This window comes from Promicromonospora noduliphila, assembly GCF_056951025.1.
The window spans coordinates 962,583-986,292 of sequence record NZ_CM167806.1 but is presented as its reverse complement, the minus strand read 5'-3'; the positions used below and the strand labels follow the sequence as shown (position 1 = coordinate 986,292).

General features: G+C 73.5%; 21 protein-coding genes. 13 read left to right on the top strand and 8 right to left on the bottom strand.

What is annotated here, in order from left to right:
- Positions 1-115 precede the first annotated feature (115 nt).
- The 6 genes from AC0QU1_RS04300 (at position 116) to AC0QU1_RS04275 (ending at position 7,316) form a co-directional block, all read left to right on the top strand.
- Entirely contained in the window at positions 116-1,003 is an 888-nt protein-coding gene (locus AC0QU1_RS04300) for a hypothetical protein (RefSeq protein ID WP_483574617.1), read from the top strand.
- Between the two features lie 249 nt (positions 1,004-1,252).
- Positions 1,253-2,920, top strand: coding sequence for an acyl-CoA ligase (AMP-forming), exosortase A system-associated (locus tag AC0QU1_RS04295; protein ID WP_483574616.1), 1,668 nt, complete (start codon positions 1,253-1,255; stop codon positions 2,918-2,920).
- The gene (locus AC0QU1_RS04290; RefSeq protein WP_483574614.1) at positions 2,917-4,320 is read left to right on the top strand and encodes an alanine racemase; all 1,404 of its coding nucleotides are present in this window, start codon (positions 2,917-2,919) and stop codon (positions 4,318-4,320) included. The genes AC0QU1_RS04295 and AC0QU1_RS04290 overlap by 4 nt, the downstream gene beginning before the upstream one ends.
- A gap of 31 nt (positions 4,321-4,351) precedes the next feature.
- On the top strand, positions 4,352-4,744 hold the full coding sequence (locus AC0QU1_RS04285) for an acyl carrier protein (protein WP_483574613.1): 393 nt from the start codon (positions 4,352-4,354) through the stop codon (positions 4,742-4,744).
- Positions 4,745-4,772: 28 nt separating this feature from the next.
- Entirely contained in the window at positions 4,773-5,402 is a 630-nt protein-coding gene (locus tag AC0QU1_RS04280; RefSeq protein ID WP_483574612.1) for an acyltransferase, read from the top strand.
- Positions 5,403-5,891: 489 nt separating this feature from the next.
- A complete protein-coding gene (locus AC0QU1_RS04275) occupies positions 5,892-7,316 on the top strand; it encodes a sugar transferase (protein WP_483574611.1) in 1,425 nt (474 codons plus the stop codon).
- 26 nt (positions 7,317-7,342) lie between these two features.
- Here the strand turns inward: AC0QU1_RS04275 and AC0QU1_RS04270 are convergent, their stop codons facing one another.
- From AC0QU1_RS04270 to AC0QU1_RS04260, 3 genes are read right to left on the bottom strand one after another with little or no spacing between them, the layout of a single operon-like run.
- Positions 7,343-8,161: a methyltransferase domain-containing protein gene (locus AC0QU1_RS04270; protein ID WP_483574610.1), complete on the bottom strand. Its 819-nt coding sequence runs from the start codon at positions 8,159-8,161 to the stop codon at positions 7,343-7,345.
- A 43-nt stretch (positions 8,162-8,204) separates the two neighbouring features.
- Positions 8,205-8,678, bottom strand: coding sequence for a GNAT family N-acetyltransferase (locus AC0QU1_RS04265; protein WP_483574609.1), 474 nt, complete (start codon positions 8,676-8,678; stop codon positions 8,205-8,207).
- Positions 8,679-8,691: 13 nt separating this feature from the next.
- Positions 8,692-10,827 carry a S9 family peptidase gene (locus AC0QU1_RS04260; RefSeq protein WP_483574607.1) on the bottom strand — a complete coding sequence of 712 codons (2,136 nt, stop codon included), beginning with the start codon at positions 10,825-10,827 and terminating at the stop codon, positions 8,692-8,694.
- A 24-nt stretch (positions 10,828-10,851) separates the two neighbouring features.
- Here AC0QU1_RS04260 and AC0QU1_RS04255 point away from each other — a divergent pair, with 24 nt between their 5' ends.
- Positions 10,852-11,493 carry a PaaI family thioesterase gene (locus tag AC0QU1_RS04255; RefSeq protein WP_483574606.1) on the top strand — a complete coding sequence of 214 codons (642 nt, stop codon included), beginning with the start codon at positions 10,852-10,854 and terminating at the stop codon, positions 11,491-11,493.
- Positions 11,494-11,574: 81 nt separating this feature from the next.
- Here AC0QU1_RS04255 and AC0QU1_RS04250 read toward each other — a convergent pair whose 3' ends face one another.
- Both AC0QU1_RS04250 and AC0QU1_RS04245 read right to left on the bottom strand, forming a co-directional pair.
- Positions 11,575-12,057, bottom strand: a complete 483-nt coding sequence (locus AC0QU1_RS04250; RefSeq protein ID WP_483574605.1) for a DUF456 domain-containing protein — start codon at positions 12,055-12,057, stop codon at positions 11,575-11,577.
- Positions 12,058-12,080: 23 nt separating this feature from the next.
- Positions 12,081-12,431 (bottom strand): hypothetical protein, encoded by a 351-nt coding sequence (locus AC0QU1_RS04245; RefSeq protein WP_483574604.1) that lies wholly within the window; start codon positions 12,429-12,431, stop codon positions 12,081-12,083.
- A 413-nt stretch (positions 12,432-12,844) separates the two neighbouring features.
- On the opposite strand from AC0QU1_RS04245, the gene AC0QU1_RS04240 reads away from it, so the two are divergent.
- The 3 genes from AC0QU1_RS04240 (at position 12,845) to cobA (ending at position 16,905) form a co-directional block, all read left to right on the top strand.
- Entirely contained in the window at positions 12,845-14,659 is a 1,815-nt protein-coding gene (locus AC0QU1_RS04240; protein ID WP_483574602.1) for a nitrite/sulfite reductase, read from the top strand.
- Entirely contained in the window at positions 14,656-15,516 is an 861-nt protein-coding gene (locus AC0QU1_RS04235) for a phosphoadenylyl-sulfate reductase (RefSeq protein WP_483574601.1), read from the top strand. The genes AC0QU1_RS04240 and AC0QU1_RS04235 overlap by 4 nt, the downstream gene beginning before the upstream one ends.
- 123 nt (positions 15,517-15,639) lie before the next feature.
- Positions 15,640-16,905, top strand: a complete 1,266-nt coding sequence (gene cobA, locus AC0QU1_RS04230; RefSeq protein ID WP_483574599.1) for a uroporphyrinogen-III C-methyltransferase — start codon at positions 15,640-15,642, stop codon at positions 16,903-16,905.
- 337 nt (positions 16,906-17,242) lie between these two features.
- Here cobA and AC0QU1_RS04225 read toward each other — a convergent pair whose 3' ends face one another.
- Together AC0QU1_RS04225 and AC0QU1_RS04220 are read right to left on the bottom strand one after the other, a co-directional pair.
- The gene (locus AC0QU1_RS04225; protein ID WP_483574597.1) at positions 17,243-17,938 is read right to left on the bottom strand and encodes a response regulator; all 696 of its coding nucleotides are present in this window, start codon (positions 17,936-17,938) and stop codon (positions 17,243-17,245) included.
- Complete coding sequence (locus AC0QU1_RS04220; protein ID WP_483574596.1) at positions 17,935-19,359, bottom strand: ATP-binding protein; 1,425 nt, start codon at positions 19,357-19,359, stop codon at positions 17,935-17,937. The genes AC0QU1_RS04225 and AC0QU1_RS04220 overlap by 4 nt, the downstream gene beginning before the upstream one ends.
- A 136-nt stretch (positions 19,360-19,495) precedes the next feature.
- Here AC0QU1_RS04220 and AC0QU1_RS04215 point away from each other — a divergent pair, with 136 nt between their 5' ends.
- Positions 19,496-21,148 (top strand): PspC domain-containing protein, encoded by a 1,653-nt coding sequence (locus AC0QU1_RS04215; protein ID WP_483574595.1) that lies wholly within the window; start codon positions 19,496-19,498, stop codon positions 21,146-21,148.
- Positions 21,145-21,984 (top strand): hypothetical protein, encoded by an 840-nt coding sequence (locus AC0QU1_RS04210; protein WP_483574593.1) that lies wholly within the window; start codon positions 21,145-21,147, stop codon positions 21,982-21,984. Before AC0QU1_RS04215 ends, AC0QU1_RS04210 begins: the two co-directional genes overlap by 4 nt.
- On the opposite strand, the gene AC0QU1_RS04205 is transcribed toward AC0QU1_RS04210, so the two are convergent.
- Positions 21,981-22,424, bottom strand: coding sequence for an aromatic ring-opening dioxygenase LigA (locus AC0QU1_RS04205; protein ID WP_483574591.1), 444 nt, complete (start codon positions 22,422-22,424; stop codon positions 21,981-21,983). The genes AC0QU1_RS04210 and AC0QU1_RS04205 overlap by 4 nt on opposite strands.
- A gap of 80 nt (positions 22,425-22,504) precedes the next feature.
- On the opposite strand from AC0QU1_RS04205, the gene AC0QU1_RS04200 reads away from it, so the two are divergent.
- Positions 22,505-23,668 (top strand): glycosyltransferase family 4 protein, encoded by a 1,164-nt coding sequence (locus tag AC0QU1_RS04200; RefSeq protein WP_483574589.1) that lies wholly within the window; start codon positions 22,505-22,507, stop codon positions 23,666-23,668.
- The last annotated feature ends 42 nt before the right edge of the window (positions 23,669-23,710 follow it).

Genomic DNA, 23,710 nt, shown 5'->3' with positions numbered 1-23,710 from the left:
CGTGGCGCCGCGGGGAAATCACGGATGAGATGCAACGGATGAAAACCGTCCGGGCGGCGCCTTTCACCCGCCACGCCACCTCTTGCCGCGCATTCCTGGGGCCATACTCGCCGGTGTGGAAGATTCGAGAGGAGCTACGCTCGCCCCGATCACGACGGGCGACCTGCCCCGCGTGGGCGAATTCCTCAGCGTGCACCTGAACAACACCCTCACGCCCGAGCAGTGGGCGCGGTCCCTGCGCCCCACGTGGGCCACGAGCCACCCCGACCACGGGTTCCTGCTCGAGTCCGAGGGCCTGGTGGTGGGCGTGTACGCGGGGCTCTACTCCGAGGCTCCCGATGCCTCCGACGCCGGCGGCCCGGGCCCGCGCCGCGCGGTGTGCAACCTCGCGGCGTGGTGCGTGCTGGACGAGTTCCGCCACCACTCGCTGCGCCTGCTGCGCGCGATGCTCGCCCAGCGGGACCGCGAGCTGACCGACCTCTCCCCGAGCGGCACCGTGGTCCCCCTGAACGAGCGGCTCGGCTTCACGCGCCTGGACACGGCGGGCGCGCTCGTGGTCAACCTCCCCCTGCCCGCGCGGTCGACGGTGCGGCTGATCAGCGCACGGGCCGACATCGAGGCCACGCTCACCGGCGCCGACCTCGCCGCGTACCGCGACCACGCGGACTCCGCCGCGGCCCGGCACGTCGTGGCCGTCGTCGACGGGAGACCGTGCTGGGTGGTGTTCCGCGCGGTGCGGCGCAAGGGGCTGCGCCTGTTCGCGTCCGTGCTCCACGTGAGCGACCGCGAGGTGTTCCGCGCCGCGGCGCCGGCGGTGTACCGGCACATCCTGCTCGCCCACGGGCTGCCGTTCACCCTTACGCAGCACCGCGTCAGCGGCCCCCGGCCGTGGCACTCCGTCCCGCTCTCCGCACAGCGCCCCACGATGTACCTCAGCCGGACCGGCCGGCCGCCCGAGTCGGTCAGCTACCTGTACAGCGAGCTGACCCAGGTGCCGTGGTGAAAAGCGCGCCGAGAGGTGAAATCACCATCCTGGGGCGCAATTCACTATGCCATTCGCCGTAGGGCGTGGATGACTTTCGGCCGAGCCGCAGGAATTCACCTCACACCCCTGATACGAACCATTGACACGGCACCGCGCACCCCGCTATGGCAGCGTCTTTTCACCTCTTCGTGGTTCACCCGCTTGTGGGCCTTATTCACCCTCGACTTACCCTGCCGTAAATGACGGCCCACGCCTACGGTGATCCTCGTGACAACCGCCATCCACCAGTTTCTGGAACGACAGGCGCGCCTGCGGCCCGACGCCCCGGCGCTCTCCGCCCGTGACGCGACCCTGACGTACGCGGAGCTGTGGCACGCCGTGCGGCAGGCCGGGGCGCACCTCGCCGGGCTCGGCGTGGGCAGGCACGACCGGGTGGCGGTCTACCTCGAGAAGCGGTTCGAGACGGTGGCGGCGCTGTGGGGCACCTCGGTGGCCGGCGGTGTGTTCGTGCCCGTCAACCCGCTGCTCAAGGGCAAGCAGGTGGCGCACGTCGTGCGCGACTCGGGCGCCCGGGCGCTGGTCACGTCGCCCGGCCGGCTGGCCGCCGTCCGCGACCACCTGGGCGACACCGGGCTGACCACCGTGCTGCTCGTGGACCAGCCCGCGGACCTGCCGGACGGCGCGGCCGACGACCTGCCCGGCGTGACGGTGTCCCGCTGGACATCGGCCTCCGACGCGCCGGCAAACCCGCTCGACGGCGACCCGCTCGCCCACGACGCGACCACCGAGGCCGAGACCCAGCCCGGCCCCGACACCGACATCGCGGCGATCCTGTACACGTCCGGCAGCACGGGATCACCCAAGGGCGTCGTGCTGTCGCACCGCAACCTCGTCGTCGGCGCGACCAGCGTCTCCGGCTACCTGCACAACACCGCCGACGACGTGCTCCTGGCCGTGCTGCCCCTGAGCTTCGACGCGGGCCTCAGCCAGCTCACCACCGCCTTCGCCGTCGGCGCGCACGCCGTGCTGCTCGACTACCTGCTCCCCCGCGACGTCGCCGCGACGTGCGAGAAGTACGGCGTCACCGGGATCACGGGCGTGCCGCCCCTGTGGACGCAGCTCGCGTCGGTGGACTGGCCGCCGCGCGCGCGGCACGCGCTGCGGTACTTCGCCAACACCGGCGGCCGCATGTCCCGCACGCTCCTCGGCGAGCTGCGCGACCTGTTCCCCACCGCGGCGCCGTACCTGATGTACGGGCTCACCGAGGCGTTCCGCTCCACCTACCTCGACCCCGCGCAGGTCGACGAGCGGCCCGACTCGATCGGCCGGGCCATCCCCAACGCCGAGGTCCTGGTGCTCCGCCCGGACGGCACACCCTGCGCCGACGACGAGCCGGGCGAGCTGGTGCACCGCGGCAGCCTCGTGGCGCTCGGCTACTGGGACGACCCGGAGCGGACGGCGGCGCGGTTCCGCCCCGTGCCCGGGTACGACGAGCCCTGGCGCGCCGTCCCCGAGCCGGCCGTGTGGTCGGGCGACACCGTGGTGCGCGACGCCGACGGGTACCTCTACTTCGTGGGGCGCGCGGACGAGATGATCAAGACGTCGGGCTACCGCGTGAGCCCCACCGAGGTCGAGGAGGCCGCCCTCGGCACGGGCCTGGTCCGCGAGGCCGTCGCGCTCGGCGTGCCGGACGCCCGCCTGGGCCAGCGCATCGTGCTCGTGGCCGTGGCGCCCGAGGAGGCCGACGGCGACCGGCCGGCCGGCACGGACCGGCTGGTCGACACCGACCGCCTGCTCAAGGAGATGCGCCAGTCGCTCCCCACGTTCATGCTGCCGGCGGAGGTCCGCGTGGTCGCCGCACTGCCCCGCAACCCCAACGGCAAGCTGGACCGCGTAGCGGTCCGGGAGCAGGTCACGGCTGGGGTCTCCGCATGACGGCGACGACGGGCACGGCCCCGACGGACGCCGTCGTACCCGCCGTACCCGCCACGGACGCGCCCGACGCAACCGCGACGGACCGCCGCTCCGCGGACGCCGTCGCCCCGCACCCGGCCGTCGCGGCGCTCCCGATGGCGGGCGACGAGCTCGTCGTCGGCGGGGTGCCCCTGACGCGCCTGGCCGCGCGCGTCGGGTCCACGCCGTTCTTCGCCTACGACCGGCAGCGCATCACCGACCGGGTCGGCGAGGTCCGCGCGGCGTTCGGTAGCAGGGTGCGCCTCGGGTACGCCGTCAAGGCCAACCCGATGCCCGCCGTCGTGCAGCACCTCGCCGGACTGGTGGACGCGCTCGACGTCGCCTCGGCGCACGAGATGCACACCGCCCTGGACACCGGCACCGACCCGCGGCACGTGAGCTTCGCCGGCCCCGGCAAGACGCCGGAGGAGATCCGCTCGGCCGTCGCGGCGGGCGTGCTGATCGAGCTGGAGTCGGAGACCGAGGCCCGCCGGGTCGTCGCCGCCGGTGAGGCGCTCGGCGTCGTCCCGCGCGTGGCGATCCGCGTCAACCCGGACTTCGCGGTGCGCGGCTCGGGGATGCGCATGTCCGGCGGCCCGCAGCAGTTCGGCGTCGACGCCGAGCAGGTCCCCGACCTGATCGGCTACCTGCGGACGACGGGCGTGGACCTGACCGGGTTCCACGTCTTCGCCGGGTCGCAGAACCTCTCCGCCGAGCGGATCGCCGACGCCCAGCGCGCCACGGCCGACCTGATCGTCGCGCTCGCCGAGCACGCGCCGGGACCCGTGCGCTACGTGAACCTGGGCGGCGGCCTGGGCATCCCGTACTTCCCGAACGACCGGCCCGTCGACCTCGCCCGCGTGGGCGAGAGCCTCACGGCCGTGGTCGAGGAGCGGATCGCGCCCGCGCTGCCCGACGCCGACGTCCACCTCGAGCTGGGCCGGTACCTCGTGGGCGAGGCCGGCTACTACGTGACCCGCGTCATCGACCGCAAGGTCTCCCGCGGGCGCACCTACCTGGTGGTCGACGGCGGCATGCACCACCAGCTCGCCGCGTCCGGGAACCTCGGGCAGGTGATCCGGCGCAACTATCCGGTGCTGGTGCAGCGGGCGTCCGCCCCATCAGGGCTGCTCCAGCAGGCGCCCGCCCAGCACGCCGTCGACCGCCTGGCGGCGCGCGACGGCGAGCACGCACGCGAGCTGGAGCAGGCGACCGTCGTCGGCTGCCTGTGCACGCCCCTCGACCTGCTGGCCGACGACGTCCCGCTGCCCCGCGCCGAACCCGACGACCTCGTGGTGGTGCTCCAGGCGGGGGCCTACGGCCTGACCGCCAGCCCCACCGCGTTCCTCAGCCACCCGGCGCCCGCCGAGGTGCTCGTATGAGGCCGACCGACCGCACCGACAAGGAGACACGATGAGCAGTGACGTGACAGACGGCCCGGCCGGTGCGGTGCCGGGCACCGCGACAGCCGGCACCGCGATCGACGGCACCGCGACCGACGGCACCGCGACCGACGGCACCGCGACCGACGGCACCGCGACCGACGGCACGACGAGCGACGTGACGCTCGCCGACGTGCTCGACGTGCTCGGCAGGACCCTCGGCATCGAGGACCGCGTGGGCACGTTCGACGCGGCGACGCCGCTCTTCGGCACCCTGCCGGAGCTCGACTCGCTGGCCGTCCTGGAGCTCGTCACGGCGCTCGAGGACCGGTTCGCGATCAGCGTCGACGACGACGAGCTCACCGGCGGGATGCTGGAGACCGCCGGCAGCCTGCACGCCTTCGTCCGCGACCGAGCACACTGACCTCCACCATGACCACCAAGGGGGCACCATGACCGCGAACGGGACCGCCGCGCGCGTGATCGCGTCGGCCGACGTCGACGAGCGCGCGACGCTCGGCGCCGGCACCACCATCTGGCACCTCGCCCAGGTGCGGGAGGACGCCGTCGTCGGCGCCGACTGCACCGTGGGACGGGGCGCGTACGTCGGGCCGGGCGTGCTGGTCGGCGACGGCTGCAAGCTGCAGAACTACGCCCTCGTCTACGAACCGGCCGTGCTGGAGGACGGCGTCTTCGTGGGCCCGGCGGCCGTGCTGACCAACGACCTGTACCCCCGGGCGGTCACCCCGGACGGCACCGTCAAGACCGCAGACGACTGGCAGGCCGTCGGGGTCACGGTCCGGACCGGCGCCGCGATCGGGGCGCGGGCGGTGTGCGTGGCACCCGTGACGATCGGCCGCTGGGCCACAGTCGCCGCTGGCGCGGTGGTGACCGCCGACGTGCCGGACTTCGCCCTCGTCGCCGGCGTGCCCGCCCGGCGGATCCGGTGGGTGGGCCGCGCCGGCGTACCGCTCGAACGCACCGGCCCGGACACGTGGCGCTGCCCGGCGACCGGGGACGAGTTCACCGAGGCCGACGGCGCGCTGAGCGAGGTTTCGCCGAGCACTGTTTACCGCAGTTGACGGCAATTCCGTTATTTCTTTTCCACATACGTAACGGGTCGGATGAAAAACAGCCAACGCCCACCTCCGTGCATTTTTTAGCCCCTTCACAGAAACGGGTGAAGCCTCGGGTGAACTGTCTCTATCGGGACGACAGAATGTTGTGCTCCTCATACCATTGAACTGAGGAAAGGCTACGAGAACCGGGCACGAGAAACGCCCCGAAGCCCGCCTCCGACAAAGCCTGGACCACTTCCGAACGGCTCCACGCGACGCTCCGTCGCGCCCTCGACCGAGTGCGCTCAAAACTCGTCATCTGTCAGTGTGAAGAAGGGATTCGACGTGGCGACCCAGACGGTAGGCGGCGGTTTCGAAACTCGACCTGAAACAGCGCAGGTGCGGGCGAAAAGCCGTCCTTCCCATGGATTTCACGATATCCGCGCCACACTCGCCCAGCCGCAATGGCAGCGGCAATATCGCACGCGGCTGCGGGTCACCGACGCCGCTGTCGTGATCGGCGCCGCGGTGGTCGCCTACCTGCTCGACGCCGCCGGAATGTTCGGGTCGTCGGGCCAGCCCGGCGTCGTCCGGTCGCTGGTGCTGCCCGGCGTCGTGGCCGCGGTCTGGATCGCGGCGCTGACGCTGCGCGGCTCGTACGACCTGCGCGTCGTCGGCCACGGCCCGGGCGAGTACCAGCGGGTCCTGGACGCCACGTGGACGGCCGTGAGCCTGCTCGCCCTGGCGGCCTGGCTCACCACGTTCGTCGAGGTGCGCGACGTGCTCGCGCAGGCGGTCGCGCTGCCGCTCGGGTTGGCCGGACTGATCGGGGCACGGCACGGCTGGCGGCAGTGGGTGCTGCGCATGCGGCGCCGCGGTGAGGGCTGCATGACGCCGGTCCTGGTGGTCGGGCATCGCGAGCAGGCGGCGCGCGTGGTCCGCCTGCTCAACGACTCACCCGAGCGGGGCTTCGTCGTGGTGGGTGCCTGCCTGCCGTCCGACGAACCCGCGGACGGCGGAACCTCGCCCGGCGAGACGCCGTCCGGGACGACGCCGCGCGACGCGGTGGCCGGCGACCAGGTGGCGGGCGTCCCCGTGCTGGGCGACCTGTCCCGCGTCGGCGAGGCGGCGGCCCTGGTCCGCGCGAGCGCCGTCGCCGTGAGCGCGTCCGACCGGATCACCACCGACGTGGTCCGCCGGCTCGGCTGGCAGCTCGAGCGGGTGGGCGTGGACCTCATGCTCACGGCCGAGCTGGCCGACGTCGCGGTGCCGCGCATCACCGTGGCCCCCGCGCCGGGCCTCTCGCTGCTCCACGTGGCCGCGCCCCGGTTCGAGGGCCCGAAGTTCCGCGTGAAACAGGCGATGGACTGGGTGCTCGCGGCCCTGCTGACGCTGCTCGTCCTCCCGGTGCTGCTCGGCGTGGGGCTGGCCGTGAAGCTCACCAGCAGGGGCACGCTGTTCTACCTGTCCGAGCGGGTGGGCCGCGGCGGCAAGATCTTCCGGATGGTCAAGTTCCGCACCATGCACACGGGGGCCGACCGGCAGGTGACGGCGCTGGCCGCAGGGAACGAGGCGGCGGGCCCCCTGTTCAAGATGCGCACCGACCCGCGCATCACCCGGGTGGGCCGCGTGCTGCGCCGGTACTCGCTCGACGAGCTGCCCCAGCTCTTCAACGTGCTGTGCGGGCACATGAGCCTCGTGGGCCCGCGCCCGGCGCTGCCGCACGAGGTGGCGAAGTACGAGGAGCGCATGCGGCGCCGGCTCCTGGTCAAGCCGGGCATGACGGGGATGTGGCAGGTCTCCGGCCGGTCCGACCTGCCGTGGGAGGAGGCGGTCCGGCTCGACGTCTACTACGCCGAGAACTGGACGCCGCTGCAGGACCTCGCCATCCTGGGCCAGACGGCCCGCGCCGTGGTCTCGGGCCGCGGCGCCTACTAGACCGTCGCCTACTAGACCGTCGCCTACTAGGCCGTCGCGGGCTTCTCCCAGACCGACACGTGCTTGGTCGAGTCGGCGGTGAACGCCGACCGGTCCCAGTCCGCCCAGCGGTCCCGGAGCCGCAGCCCGGCGATACGCGCCATGAGGTCCATCTCGGCGGGCCAGGCGTACCGGAACGGGACCACCCGGAACTCGCCCGCGCCGTCCGGCCGCACGGTCACGTGGTTCGACGTGAAGAGCTGCGTCGCGACGTCGTACCGGTCGAAGCCCACGTAGCCGCCGCCCGCCGCACCCGGCGCCACCGTGAACGGGACGGTGTCCTGCCCCGGCGGGAGGCGGCGCAGGTCCGGCACGCCCACCTCGATGAGGAACAGCCCGCCCGGCCGCAGGTGCGCCGCGGCGTTGCGGAAGACGTCGACCTGCCCGTCCTGCGTCGTGACGTTGCTGATCGTGTTGAACACCAGGTAGGCGAGGCTGAAGTCGCCCGGCACCACGGCGTCGCCGAACCCGTCGAACCGGGTCGAGGTCATGTCGCCGATCGTCACGCCGACGGCCTCGCCGCCCGGCTTCCCGGGGATCCGCGCGGCCATCGCCTTGCTGAGCTCGATACCGCCCACCTGGACACCCCGGGCGGCCAGCGGCGCCGCGATGCGGCCGGTGCCCACCGCGAGCTCCAGCACGGGACCCTCGCCGGCCAGCTCCTCCAGCAGGTCGACGGCGGGTGTCACGACCTCGGGGGCGTTGGCGCCGCCCGGCCCGTCGTAGCCCGCGGCCACGCTCTCGGGGAACTCGCCGTCGGCGGGGTCGTCGAGGGGGCGGTCGGGGCTGCGCACGTCGTCGGTCACGGCCCCGACGCTATGCCCGACGGCGCCCGGCGCCCAGGCTTTTTCAGGCCTGCACCAGCCGCATCGGCGTGTGCGGGATGCCGTCCTCCAGGAACTCCTCGCCGTCCGCCACGAAGCCGTGCTTGCCGTACCAGCCCGTGAGCGGCGACTGCGCGTCGAGCAGGACGTCCCGGCCGTCGCCCGCCGCGGCGATGTGGCGCAGGGCGGCGCGCATGATCTCGTCGGACAGGCCCTTGCCCCGTGCGCCCTTGACCAGGGCGACGCGGCCGATGCGCCAGACGTCGCCGTCGTCGAGCACGCGCGCGGTGCCGAGCACGCGGGTGCCGCCGTCGGACACCGAATCTGGTGCGGCCTGGCCGAGCATCACGACCTGCACGGTCGCCGGCTCCAGGTCGCGACCGTCGAGGTCGTGGTACGGGCAGTCCTGCTCGACGACGAACACGTCCTGGCGGAGCTGCCAGACCGCGTAGGCGATCTCGGGGGACAGGCCGGAGAGGGGGGTGGTGATGATCTGCACGCCATCGATGCTCTCATCCGACCGGCAGGTGCCGCTGCCACCAGTCGAGGATCACCTCGAAGCGCTGCTGCCGGTGCCGCGGCCGCCCCGACCGGGACAGCTCGTGGTTCTCGCCGGGGAAGACCACGAGCTCCGTCTCGACGCCGTGCCGCTTGAGCGTCGAGTAGTAGCGCTCCGCCTGGGACAGCGGGCAGCGCAGGTCCAGCTCGGAGTGCAGCACGAGCGTCGGCGTCGTCACCTGGCCAGCGACGGCCTGCGGCGACTGCGCCGCGACCTGCTCTGGCGTGTCGCCCACGTACTCCGAGCCGAAGAACGAGCCGATGTCGCTGGTCCCGAAGAACACGTCCGGGTCGAGGAACCCGCGCTCCACGATCGCGGCGGCGAACCGGTGGTCGTGCGCGATGGTCCAGGCCGTGAGGTACCCGCCGTACGAGCCGCCCAGCACGCCCACGCGGGACCCGTCCAGCCGCCCGTCCGCGGCGACCGCGCCGTCCAGGAAGTCGAGCACGTCGTGCAGGTCCACCGTGCCCATGGCCTGCCGGATGGCGCGGCCGTGCGCCTGCCCGTAGCTCGCGGAGCCGCGCGGGTTGCAGTACACGACGGCGTACCCGGCGTCGACCAGCACCTGCGTCTCGTCGAACAGGCCGACGCTGTAGAAGGAGTAGGGGCCGCCGTGGATCATCAGGAGGGTCGGGTGCGTGCCCGTGCCCTCCGGCACCGCGACCCAGCCGTGCACGGGGTAACCGTCGCGTCCGGCGACGGTCAGCTCCTTCGGCGTCACGATGCCGGTCGCGCGCAGCGGTGCAGAGAAGTCGGTCACGCGCCGAGGCGCGCGGCCTCCTGGGATCTCGCCGCCCGCCGCCGTCCCCGCGCCCGCCGCAGTTCCCGTGCTCGCTGCCGCCTGCGCGCCGGCCAGGTCCACGACCCCGATATCGCCGTAGCTGCCCGGGTCGCCGTAAGCGACGGCGAGCGTCCCGCCCCCGACGCCGAAGCCCGAGACCACCACGTCGCCGCTGGTGAGCTGGGTCGTGGACCCGTCGTCGCCGACCCGGACCACCTGCTGGGTGCCGCGGCTCTCGAGGGCGAGCAGCACGCCGCCGTCGGCCAGCGGGAGGGGTTCGCCGACGACGCCCTGCGTCTCCGGGTCCGTCAGACGGCGGGGCGCGGGGTCGGCCCACGCGGACAGGACGTAGAGCGCGGCGTTGCGGGCCACGAAGTCCTTGCCCTCCGGGCCGAGGTCCTGCGCGAGCACGTACAGCTCGCCGCCCACGCCGAACGCGATCGCGCTCGGGGCGAGCGTCCCGAGCTCGACCTCCGAACCGCCACCGGCCGCGCCGGCGCCCAGCGGCAGCACGCGCACGGCGTTCCGGGCCGGCTGCCCTGCGCCCTGCTCGCGCTCCGTCAGGACGGCGACCGAACCCCCGTCGGGCGTGAAGGCGATCCCGTTGTGGTCGACGTCGTCCGTGGTCAGCCTGCGCGGTTCCGGCACGGTGGGGCGGGGGTCGGCCGGGCCCTCCGACGTCGGTGCGGGCTGGACGACAGGCTCGTCGTCGGCGCCGGGCACGTCGACGAGGAACACGTGCTGCGGGCGGTCGCGGTGGTAGCCCAGGCCGTTGCGCGTCCAGCTCCACCCGGTGATGCGGCGCGGCCCCTCGGCGCCCGCCGGAATCCCCTCGACCGTGCCGTACCGGCCCGGCTCGGGCTCGCGGCTCAGGAACGCGAGGCGCTTGCCGTCGGGCGACCAGCGGAAGTCGCTCACGCCCAGCTTGCGGTCCGTGACCTGCACGGCCTCGCCGCCGCCGACGGGCAGCACCCAGAGCTGCGCCGGGCCCTGTGCCTGCGCGCGCAGGAAGGCGACCGAGGCGCCGTCGGGCGACAGGCGGGGCTCGGTGTCACGGAAGCCGCGGGTGAGGCGGCGGGGGGTCTCGTGGGTGGGGCCGGTTGGGATCGGGCCGGCTGGAGCGGGCGAGGGGGTCGGCGTCGTTGGGGCCGTCGGACCCGTCGAGACCAGGGGCACCCGCCAGAGCTGCCCGACGACGGCATCGGCGTCCAGGTCGGGCCGGGTCACGGCCACGACCGCCCAGGTGCCGTCGGGGTGGACGGCGGGGCGGGAGACGGTGCGGATCAGGGAGAGGTCGGCTGCCTGCATGAGCCGGACACTACCCTTGCCAACATGTCCGAAACACAGCAGCCCGACGCCCCGGCGAGCACCCCCGTCGACGCGGCCGCGGAGCCGTCTGCGAGCGCCGCGGCGGCGCCGTCCGCGAAGGCCGCGGAAGCGCCTGGGAACGCGGCCGCGGCGGCGCCCGGCGCCTGGGGCGAGCCGCGCACCCGCCCGCTGACCTGGTACGAGCCCCTGCAGATCGCGGCCCAGGTGCCCACGATGTCCGGCATCGAGTTCCTCCGCCAGATCCGGGACGGCATCATCCCCCCGCCGCCGATCACCGACCACTTCGGCCTCGACATCCACGTGGTCGAGGAGGGCCGGGTCACGTTCACGGCCACCCCGGACGAGTCCTGCTACAACCCGATCGGCACCGTGCACGGCGGCGTCATGTGCACGCTCCTGGACACGGTGTGCGGCTGCGCCATCCAGTCCGTGCTGCCCCAGGGCAAGGGCTACACGTCCATGGAGATCAAGGTGAGCTACCTCAAGGCCGTCCGCGGCGACGGCGGCCCGCTCACCGCAGAGGGCACGGTGGTCAAGGCCGGCTCCCGAGTGGGCTTCACCGAGGGCGTGGTGCGGGACGGTTCGGGCGCCATCGTAGCGACGGCATCAAGCACCCTCCTGGTCTTCGACCTCCCGACCCCGTAACCCCCGGGCCGGCTGAGTGCCCCGGGAGGAGGTCCGCTTCGCGCCGTCGACCGCCCGCGCCGTCGCGGCCGGGCCCGTCGATCAGGTGAGGAACAGGCCCACCACCCAGGCGCCCGCCGCGATCAGCGAGCCCACGAGCTGCACGCCGATGGTGATCAGGGTGGCCTGGACGGCCGCCTTGGTGGAGCCCCACGCCTCCGAGACGTCGCGGCGGCGCGCCCACTCGAGCAGGAAGATCGCGCCCACGAAGAACAGGAACAGGCCGATCACCGGCACCACGAAGAAGCCGACGATGCCGGCGATGCCGCCCACGGCGAGCGTCAGCCAGGGCACCTCGGCCTTGCGCATGTGCTTCCCGGCCAGGACCCATTGGGCCACCTCGGCGACGGCGATCGCGGCGGCGGCGATGCCGAACACGACCCACGCCTCGACACCGCCCGTGAAGATCGCCCACACGAGGATGCCGCCCAGCACGAGCACGGCCCCAGGCAGCACCTGGACGACGATGCCGACCAGTCCCGCGAGGATGGCCACACCGACGAGTACTTCTCCCAGAACGCTCACGGCCGCACCCTAGCGGTCGATGATCAGTTCCAGAACACGGCCACCAGGATGTTGACCAAGGTGAGGCCGAGCACGGAGCCCTTGAGGCCCGAGGAGACGTCCTCACCCTTGCGGACGGCGAGCACGGCCAGCACCGCGACGGCGAGCGAGATGACCAGCTTGACGCCGATCTTCGCCATGTTCAGCTCCGCGCCGAACGGCCCGGCCATCTCCGCGATGCCGACCATGATCACGCCCGCCACGAGCGCGCCCAGTGCACCGTGCGAGACGCCCTTGTAGAGGGCCTTCGTGCGCATCGACGCGATCGACCCGCCGAACACGAGGGCCCAGCTCGCGAAGTGCAGGAACACGAAGACGTTGTAGAGGAACTCCATGGCCGCATCTTATCCGCGCTCGCCGATTCCGCACTGAATCGATAGGGAAACACATAGGCAACATCGATGCACCTAATAGATATCCACTATGTGGACGTGGTCTTCCGCGCCCCAGGAGCCGGGGTTACGGTCTTCGGCATGACCAAGGCAGCGCGCATCCACCCCGTGACCACCCGTCACGCGATGCCCGTGCATGCCATGCCGATGTACGACATGACCATGTGTGCCTGCGACCGCTGTCGCAGCTGTCAGCTCTGACGCGCCCCTCGTCCCCGCAAGGTCAGCGCGCGCCGCCGGCCCGCAGCGCTGAGTCCCTGGTCATCCCCGGGAAACGGCCTCCTGCCCGTACGACGCGCACCACTCCCCCAGCCAGCTCCACGCCCGCGCGCCCCGCACGAACAGGACCCCGCCACATGGTGAACACGGCTCCCACCCCGTCCGGCACCGACGCCCGCCGCACACCCACGGCACCCAAGACACCGGCAGCGCCCAAGAGCCCGCCGTCGGACAACGCGCCCGCGAAGCCCGCGACGAGGCGGACCGCCCGGCCGAACAGCCAACGGCCGAACGGTCAGTGGAAGGTCGACGGCACCGCGCCGCTGAACCACAACGAGGAGTTCAAGCAGGAGTCCGACCCGCTGGCCGTGCGCGACCGCATCGAGCAGATCTACGCCAAGGAGGGCTTCGGCTCGATCCCCGGCGACGACCTGCACGGCCGGTTCCGCTGGTGGGGCCTGTACACCCAGCGCAAGCCCGGGATCGACGGCGGCCGGACCGCCCTGCTCGAACCGCACGAGCTCGAGGACGAGTACTTCATGCTGCGGGTCCGGATCGACGGCGGGGCGCTGTCGACCGAGCAGCTCCGCACCATCGCGGGCATCAGCACCGAGTTCGGGCGCGGCTCCGCCGACCTCACCGACCGGCAGAACATCCAGCTCCACTGGGTCGAGGTCGAGTCGGTCCCCGAGATCTGGCGCCGTCTCGAAGTCGTGGGGCTGAGCACCACCGAGGCCTGCGGCGACGTCCCGCGCGTGATCCTCGGCAGCCCCGTGGCGGGCATCGCCAAGGACGAGCTGATCGACCCGACGCCCGTGATCGAGGAGATCCAGGAGCGCTTCATCGGGGACCCGGCCCTGGCCAACCTGCCGCGCAAGTTCAAGTCCGCGATCACCGGCCACCCGAGCCTCGACGTCGTGCACCAGATCAACGACATCTCCTTCGTCGCCGTCGACCACCCGGAGCTGGGGATCGGCTACGACGTGTGGGTGGGCGGCGGCCTCTCGACCGCGCCGCGCCTCGCGGAGCGGCTGGGCGTGTTCGTCACGGCCGAGGAGGCGCCCGACGTCTGGCACGGCGTGGTCCGCATCTTCCGCGACTACGGCTACCGCCGGGTGCGCAACAAGGCGCGCCTGAAGTTCCTGCTCGCCGACTGGGGCATCGAGAAGTTCCGCAAGGTCCTGGAGGACGAGTACCTGGGCCGCAGGCTGCCCGACGGCGTCGCGCCGCCCACGCCCGCCGAGCTGGGCCTGGAGGACCGCTCCGACCACGTGGGCGTCCACGAGCAGCACGACGGCCTGTTCTACGTGGGCGCCGCACCGACGGTAGGCCGGGTCTCCGGCGAGACCCTTGCGCGGCTCGCGGACCTCGCCGAGGCGCACGGCAGCCGTCGCGTCCGCCTGACGCCGCAGCAGAAGGTGCTCGTGCTCGACGTCGCGCAGGACCAGGTGGAGCCGCTCGTGGCCGGCCTGGCCGAGCTCGGCCTGAAGGCCCGGCCGAACCCGTTCCGCCGGAACACGATCGCCTGCACCGGCATCGAGTACTGCAAGCTCGCGATCGTCGAGACCAAGGCAACGGCGGCGCAGGCGATCGCACAGCTCGAGGAGCGGCTCGGGGACCGGAAGGACCGCAGGCCGCTGAGCCTGCACGTCAACGGCTGCGCCAACTCGTGCGCGCGCATCCAGACGGCCGACATCGGCCTCAAGGGCCAGCTCGTGCGGGACGACGACGGCAACCAGGTGCCCGGTTTCCAGGTGCACCTCGGCGGCGGTCTGACGTCGACCGACCGGGACGACGACGGGCTCGGGCGCACCGTGCGCGGGCTCAAGGTGACCGCCGACGGGATCGGCGACTACGTCGAGCGCGTCGTGCGCCGGTACGACGCCGACCACAAGGGTGACGAGACGTTCGCACAGTGGGCGCACCGCGCCGACGAGGAGGCCCTGCGATGACGACCACCGAAGAGGCACCCGTCTCCTCTCTGTCGCTCTCCGGGCCGGGCCCGGGCGTGAACCCGCGCCTCGCGCGCGTGCGCGCCCGCGCCGCCGCCCGCGAGAGCATCCGCCAGGCGCGTCCGTTCGCCCGGGCCAGGCGCCGCCGTCGGACGCCGGAGGAACTGCGCGCCGTGGTGGAGCGCGGGCAGGCGCAGCTCCACGCCTCGTCCGGGAACCCCGAGGCGGACGCCCATGCGGTCATCGCGTGGGCGGTCCGGGAGTTCGGGCCGTGGATGGCCGTGGCCTCCTCGATGCAGGACACCGTGCTGTCGCATCTGGTCGCGGAGCAGTTCCCGTTCGTGGACGTGCTGTTCGGCGACACCGGGTACCACTTCGCGGAGACGCTGGGCACGCGAGGCGCCGCCGAGATCGAGCTGGACGTGAACATCATCGACGTCCGCCCGGAGCTGACCGTGGCGGAGCAGGACGCCAAGTACGGGCCCCGGCTGCACGACCGCGACCCCGAGGCGTGCTGCGCGATGCGCAAGGTGGCGCCCATGAAGAAGGCGCTGGAGGGCTACGAGGCCTGGGCCACGGGCGTGCGGCGCAGCGAGACGGCGGCGCGGGCCAACGCGCCGCTCGTGAGCTGGGACGAGCGCAACGGCGTGGTCAAGATCAACCCGATCGCGGCGTGGACCGACGACGAGGTGGCCGAGTACGCCGCGCGGCACGGGCTGGTCGTGAACCCGCTGCTCGCCGACGGCTACCCGTCGGTCGGCTGCGAGCCGTGCACCGCGCGGCCCTTGCCGGGGGAGGACGCGCGGTCGGGCCGCTGGGCGGGCCGCGACAAGGACGAGTGCGGGCTCCATGTCTGACGGCGACCAGAACGGCGAGGTCCGCTTCGAGCATGTGATTGCGCATGCTTTCGGGCCGCGAAGCATGCGCAATCGCATGCTGGAAACGGGCCTTTCTGCCGTGACCGTGGGGAGGGCAGTGTCGTGAGCCACGAGATCTATCCGCTGGGGCTCAAGGTTGCTGGACGGCTCGTCGTTGTCGTTGGTGGCGGGCCCGTCGCCGCGCGGCGCGTCCGCTCGCTCGTCGAGGCGGGGGCGCGTGTGCGGGTCGTCGCGCCACACGCCGTGCTCGCCGAGTCCGGGATCCCCGTCGCGTCCGAGGTCCCGGAGCCCACGGACGGCCCGAGCCCGGCCGTGGTGGAGTGGGTCCGCCGCGACTACCGGCCCGGCGACCTCGACGGCGCCTGGCTCGTGCACACGGCCACGGGTTCCGCCGCGGTGGACCAGCAGGTGGCCGACGACGCCGAGCGCGCCCGAATCTTCTGCGTCACCGCGGGCGACGCGAGCGTGGGCAGCGCGTGGGTCCCCGCGGTAGCCCGCACCCCGTTGACCGACGGCGGCGAGGTGACCGTCTCGGTGACCGCCGGCCGCGACCCGCGCCGTGCACAGGCGATCCGGGACGAGGTGGCGGCACAGCTCCAGTCGGGTGCGCTGCCGCTGCGGCGGCACCGTTCTCAGACCCGGTCAGCCCCCGGCCGCGTCTGGCTCGTCGGCGGCGGACCCGGCGACCCCGGCCTCATCACCGCCCGCGGCCGCGCGGTGCTGGCGCAGGCCGACGTTGTGATCGTCGACCGGCTCGGCCCCCGCGCCCTGCTGGAGGAGCTCGCGCCCGACGTCGAGATCGTCGACGTCGGCAAGACCAGCGGCAACCATCCGGTGCCGCAGCACGAGATCAACGCGCTGCTGATCCAGCACGCGCTGGCGGGGCGCGACGTCGTGCGCCTCAAGGGCGGCGACCCGTACGTGCTCGGCCGCGGCGGCGAGGAGCTGGCGGCCTGCCGCGTGGCGGGCATCGAGGTCGAGGTGGTGCCCGGCGTGACGTCGGCGGTCTCGGTGCCGGCGGCGGCTGGCATCCCGGTGACGCACCGCGGCGTCGCGCGCGGCTTCAGCGTCCTGACCGGGCACGACGGCGCCGCCGACGTACCGGGCGGGCCCGACCACACGCTCGTGCTGCTCATGGGCGTGACCCACCTGGCCGACACCGCCGAGGCCCTGGTGACGCGGGACCGCCCCGCCGACACCCCGGCCGCCATCGTCGAGGACGGCTTCGGCCCTCGACAGCGGGTCACGGTCGGCACGCTGGCGACCATCGCCGAACGCGCCGCCGCCGTGGGGGTTCGCCCGCCGGCGGTGATCGTGGTCGGCGCCGTCGTGCGCCTCTCGCCCGCCTGGGCGGAACAAGCTCGTTGAGTGCTGGGCACCCGCCGGCGCGAAGGCCACCAAACTGGCGGGCGCCCGGCACTCAACGTATTCCTCAGCGGCATTCACCGTGCCGTATCGCTGTGCACGCGGCGAAGTCGTAGCGCAACCGCGAGCTCACTGAGTTCGGCCCTTTGATGCCGCCCATCGCTGAGTTCGGTCGTTTGCCTTGAGATCGGTCCAGCGCTGGACCGATCTCAAGGCAACGGACCGAACTGGCCGCGGCCACCGAGCAACTGACCGAACTGGAGGGCTCCCGCAAGAGCAACGGACCGAACTCGCGAGCATCACCTCCGCCGAGCCCCGCCCGCCCACCCAAGGCACCAGCTCAGAGCAGCCTCCGCGCCACCGCCCACCGCGTCAGCTCGTACCGCGAGGAGAGCTGCAGCTTGCGCAGCACCGCCGAGACATGCGTCTCCACGGTCTTGATCGAGATGAACAGCTCGCCCGCCACCTCGCGGTAGGAGTAGCCGCGCGCGATGAGCCGCATGACCTCCTGCTCGCGCTTCGAGAGGCGGTCGAGCTCGTCGTCGGCCACGGCGATGTCGTTGGCGGACGCGCCGAACGCATCCAGCACGAACCCGGCCAGCCGCGGCGAGAAGACGGCGTCGCCGCCCGCCACCTGTACGACGGCGGACGAGAGCTCGGACGGCGCGATGTTCTTGGTGACGTAGCCGCGCGCCCCGGCGCGGATCACGGAGACGACATCCTCCGCGGCGTCGGACACCGAGAGCGCGAGGAACCGCACGCCCTCCGCGAGCAGGTCGGTGCAGCGCTGCACCACCTCCGCGCCACCGCCGCCGTTGCCGCCGGGGAGGTGCACGTCGAGCAGCACGACGGGCGGGCGGTGCTCGTGCACCTGCGCCACCGCCGAGTCGACGTCCGACGCCTCGCCCACCACGGTCACGCGGTCGTCCAGGGAGGCCCGCACGCCCGTGCGGAAGAGGTGGTGGTCGTCCACGAGCACCACGGGCACGGGGAGCGACACCATCCCGCTGCTCGACGCCGTCGCCTGGGTAGTCATCGTCTCGCACCTTCCGCACTGGTGGGCACGGCACCGGGGGAGGTCGCCGCCCGCGCCCTGCCGTTCTTCTCGGTCTTCTTGTCGCCGTTCGCCGGCGGCTTCCGCTCACCGTTCGCCGGCATCTTCTCCAACGGCATCCGCAGCCGCACCTCGGTGCCCCAGCCCGCGCGGCTCACCACCTCGGCGGTGCCGCCACGACGGCGGACCCGGCCGAGGATCGACTCGCGCACCCCGAACCGGTCCAGCGCGATCTCGTCGAGGTCGAACCCGTCGCCCCGGTCGCGGACGAACGCCTCGGCCACATCGTCGGCGATCTCCAGGTACACCGAGACGGGCGGCCTGCCGTGCTTGAAGGCGTTGAGCAGCGCCTCGCGCACGGCCTGCAGCAGCGCGGACGTGTACTCCGTCGGCGGGCAGTCGCCCACCACCACGGTGTCGACGGTGAGCGGGGCGACGGCGTCCTCGATCTCGGCCACCAGGTCCTTCAGCTCCGTGGCCACCGACGTGCCCGGCTCCCGCCGGTCGTCGTAGAGCCACCCGCGCAGCTCGCGCTCCTGGGCGCGGGCCATGCGGGACACGGCCTCGGGGTCGGACGCCTGGGCGCGGATCAGCGCGAGGGTCTGGAGCACGGAGTCGTGCAGGTGGGCGGCGATGTCGGCGCGCTCGGACTCGCGCGCGCGGGCGGCGCGCTCGTCGCCGAGCTGGCGCACCAGCCGGAACCACCACGGCACCGACACGAGCACGACGCCGGCCACCACGGCCACCGACGCCACGGTGGCCTGCATCATCACGCTCACGGGGGTGTCCTGGCCCACGAGCATCAGCACGCCGAGCATGGTGAGCACCACGCCCCCGGCGAGCCGCAGCAGCGCCGCGCGCGACCGCAGGCCGGAGCCCGTGCCGCCCACCCACCGGTCCCGCTCGGTCGCGTCGATCTGGCTCCACGCCAGCGCGACGCCGCCGAGGCCGATGAGCGCCGGCAGCACCCACGACGCGACCGGGTCCCAGTCCGCGCGGATCGCGAGCATGAGCGCGGCGCTCGACAGCAGCGCCACGCCGATCCAGATGTCCCGCACCGCCAGCCGCGACACGGGCCCGGACAGCCGCACGCGCTGGGCGAGCGACGCGGTGGTGGTCCCGTCGTCGACGGGCGCCGTGGTCAGGCGCGGGGCGAGCCGACGGCGTTCGGTGGGCACCACGTCGGGCACGGTGGGCACTCCGGCGGGGATGGTCACCCACCAGAAGACGTAGACCACCAGGCCGGCGCCCGCGAACACGGTGAGCGCGATGAACCCCAGGCGGACCAGCCACACGGGCAGGCCCGTGTGCGCCGCCAGCCCGGCGGCCACACCGGCCACCCAGCGGCCGCTGTAGCCCGGCCCGGCCTTGCCCGGCCTGCGGAGGGTCAGTCGTTGCTTCACCCCCTGATCGTCACACGTCCGAGGCCCCCTGAACACGCCCCGGGGCGGATCTCAGGGTCCCGCGGAGGCCTAACCAGGGTCGGTTCAGGGCAGGTCCCGATGCCTGATCGGCCGCCGGAGGACCAGCATGGACACCATGAGCACCGACGAGACGCGTCCCGTGGACGCCACCAGTGAACCGGGCGGCCCGGCCGACGCCAAGTCCGTCGGCCCGGACCCCGCAGCCCCGGCCGGCCCTGCGGCCGATCCGGCAACCGACCCAGCGGCCGGCCCCAGGGCCGACCCTGCGTCCCTCCCGGCCGGGCAGCGGCCCTACCCGGAATCCGGCTTCTTCGCCTCGATCCGCCGCGGCCTGTTCCCGCGGTCCGACCAGCGCTGGGTGGGTGGCGTCGCCGGCGGCCTCGCCGAGCGGATCGGCTGGGACCCGCTGCTGGTGCGCGGCCTGCTGATCGTGAGCTTCTTCCTCGGCGGCCTCGGCCTGATCCTGTACGGCGTCGGCTGGGCGCTGCTCCCCGAGCGTGACGGCCGCATCCACCTGCAGGAGGCCGTCCGCGGCAACTTCGACGTCGCGATGCTCGGCGCGGTGGCTGTCTTCCTGGTCGGCTTCGCCTGGGGCGGCCCGCTGGGCTGGTGGGACGACGGCGACGGCTGGGGCTGGCTCTCCTTCTTCTTCTGGGTGACCGTCCTGGGCGTGCTGCTCTACCTGATCGTCCAGGGCATCCAGCGGCAGCGCGACAACAACGCGGCCCGGCGCCAGGGCCCACCGCCGTCCGGCACGCCGACCGCGACCCCCATGCCGGGGACGGCGACCGCGCCCGGGGCGACGCCCGCACCCGGCACACCCGCGCCGTTCACCCCGGCCCCGCCGGTCGACTACCGCCGGGCGGACGGGCTGGTCTACGCGACCGGCGCGGGTCCGGCCACCGGCACGAGCCCGGCGCCGTACCGGCAGCCGCAGCCGCAGGCGCAGTACCGGCCGGGCCCCGGCCCCGCCGTCCCGCCCCAGCCGGTCTACAGCCCGCCCCCGCGCCGCACCTCGCGCGGCCCCGGCGGCACCGCCGTCGGCATCACCTTCGGTGTGATCCTGCTGCTCGGCGCCCTGCTCCTGGGCGCGGAGCGCCTGAACGGCCTGAGCTACTTCGACGGCCGCACGGATTTCGCGGCGGCCTGGCTGGGCCTCGCGACCGTCGCGATCGGCGTGGCCATCCTGGTGTCCGGCCTGCGCGGACGCACGAGTGGCGTGCTCGGGTTCTTCGCGATCGTCGCCCTCCTGTTCGGCTTCGGATACGTCGTGGTCGCGGACCGCGTGGACCCGCGCTGGGTGGACGACGCCGTGGTGAGCGGGCGCGAGATCGAGGGACTGGTGACCGACTCCGACAACCCGCGGGCCGCCACCATCACCGAGGGCACCATCACCGTCGAGACCATCCGCGAGGCGGAGAACGGCTTCTACGTCCGCTGGGGCGACCCGACCATCGACCTGTCGGAGCTCGACCTGTCCCGCGTCGAGCCCGGCGAACCCGTCGAGGTGCCCATCGAGCTCGGCGCCGGACAGGCCGTCGTGATCGTCCCGGAGGACGTGGCCGTCGAGGCCTACGCGTCCGTCGCGGCGGGGGCGGTCCAGTGGAACGTCGACGACCAGGACCGCTCTGCGGCCGGCGTCGGCTCCGACGACTACTTCGAGAGCGACGAAGTCGCCGACGACGGCGCCGTGCTCAGCCTCCAGATCGAGGCCGGGGCCGGCGAGGTCGTCGTCTCCGAGAGCAGCAACCGAGGGAGCACGCCATGACCGAGCACACGAACGACCACAAGGACCAGAGCGAGATCCCCGGCGGGCCCGAGGGCCAGGACACGAGCGAGAACATGGACGACACGAAGAACCCGGAGACACCGGATACGACAGAGGTGCTGCCCGCGCAGGCGACACCGCCGACGCAGGAGATCGCGCAGGACGTGACCGAGCAGGCGGCCGAGGCTTCGGCGCCCGAGGCTTCGGCGCCCGAAAGCGTGGCGGCCGAGAGCCCTGCGCCGGAGGGTCCGGCGCCCGAGGGTCCGGCGCCCGAGGGCGAGGTGCACCCCGCCTACGGCATCGCCGCGGCGCGGGTCGAGGCGGAGGCGGGGACGGACGCCGTCCAGGACGCCCCGGTCTCGGACGACACCGAGCAGCTCACGCCGGTGGGGGGCCCGGCAGGCCAGACCGACGTGGTGCGCGAGACGGACACGGCTCGCGAGACCGCTGAGGTCCCGGCCACACCCGTGGCCGCTGCCCCGGCGCCCGGCACCGGCCCTGTTCCGGCACAGCCGGCCTACCAGGCACCGCCCGCGCAGCCGGCCCACCAGGGGGGCGTCCACCAAGGGCAGCCCGTCCACCACGGGCCCGGCCACCAGGGCCAGCCCGCACAGCAGGCCCAGCCCGCGCAGCCCGCGACCCAGGTCGCGCCCCGGCGCGGACCGCGCGTCGCGACGGCGGTCTGGGGACTGATCGTGATAGCGGTCGGGCTGGGGATCCTCGCGGTCTCGGCCGGCGTGGTGTTCGACCTGGGCGTCGCCCTGATCGTGCTGCTGGGCGCGGCGGGCGTGATCCTCGTCGTCGGTTCGGTGGTCTCCAGCGTCCGACGGCGCTAGGCAGGCCTGCTCAGCCGCCGCAGCGCCCCACCGATGACGCCGAGGACGATCCCGAGCCCGACCACCAGGGCGCAGACCCCGAACGCGACCACCGAGGTGAACAGCGACGCACGCAAGAACGACGCGTGCATCACGGTGTCGCGGACGGGGTCGTCCTGTGCCAGCTCTGCATACGTCGCCCCGCCCGACGCCTCGAGGGCATGATCGTTGATGATGTCCGCCTGCGCGTAGGCCGTGAGCGGACCCTGCACCTGCTGACCTGCGAGGAAGCCTCCCAGGAACGTGGAGTCCTCGGAGACGGTGATCCGCTCCGCCGAGAGCTGGCTCGCGACGAGGATCCATGTGATAACCCCCGCCAGGATCATGACGATCCCGGCGACGATCACGAACACACCAGCACCCCTGGCCCCCTTGACGGGGACGTTCGTGTAGTCGTCCATGCTTCAACGCTAGGTGCGGTCCACCTGTCGCGCGCGGCGTGGTGCTGAGCGTCCCGGCTCACGGTGCGAGGATGACGAGCGTGCGCATCACCCATGTGTCGGACACCTACCTCCCGCTGCTCGGCGGGATCGAGGCACAGGTCGGCCGCCTGGCCGCCCAGCAGGTGGCGGCCGGGCACGACGTCGAGGTCATCACGACCACGCCGGCCGCCCCCGGCGCGCACGGGGTGAGCACCGCCGTCGAGGACGGCGTCACCGTGCACCGCATCGCGGCGCGCATCCCGGGCCGCTGGCCCGTCCACCCGCGCTCCACCGCCCACGTGACCACGCGCCTGCGAGAGGCGACCGCCCGGGGCGAGCGGCCCGACGTCGTGCACCTGCACATGGGGGTGCTCGCCCCGACCGTGCAGGCCGCGCTGCGGCCCGTGACCCGGCTCGGGCTGCCGGCCGTGCTGACCGTGCACAGCGTGTGGGGCACGGCGTTCCCGCTGTTCGCCGCGGCCGACGCCGTGACCGGGTGGTCGCGGTGGCCCGTGCGCTGGTCGGCGGTGAGCGAGCTGACCGCCCGGCCGCTGCGCCGGATCCTCGGCACCGCGGACGGCGGGGCCGACGTCGCCGTCCTGCCCAACGGCCTCGACCTCGACGAGTGGCGGGTGCCGCGCACCGAACGGCGGGCGCGGCCCGAGGGCCCGGCCGTGCACGTGGTGTCGGCGGCGCGGTTCGCGCCACGCAAGCGGATGCTGCCGCTGCTCGCCGCGGTCGAGGACGCCGCATCCCGCCTCCCGGACGGCGCGCTGTTCGTGACCCTTGCGGGCGACGGCCCCGAGCGCGCGGCGGCGCTGCGGTTCGTCGCGAAGCGCGGGCTGCACGATCTCGTCTCCCTGCCCGGACGCCTCACCGCCACCGAGCTGAAGCGGCTCTACGCACGCGCCGACGTCTTCGCCGCCCCCGCCGTCGCCGAGGCCTTCGGCCTCGCCGCCCTGGAGGCACAGGCCGCGGGGCTCACGGTGGTCACCCGCGCCAGCTCGGGCGTCGCGGAACGCGTGGCCGACGGCGCCACGGGCCTCGTGGTGCCCGACGACGACGCGCTGGCGGCCGCGCTCGTCCGGCTCGCAACCGAGCCGGAGCTCCTGGACCGGCTGCTGGCGGGCACGACGACGCCGCCGTCGGACGTGACCTGGCCGGAGGTGCTGGCCGCGACGGACCGGGCCTACGCGGAGGCGGCCGCGCTGACGCGGGCCTGAACCGCGCTGCCTGCGCCTGGGCCCGGCAGGACGAGCCAGCCT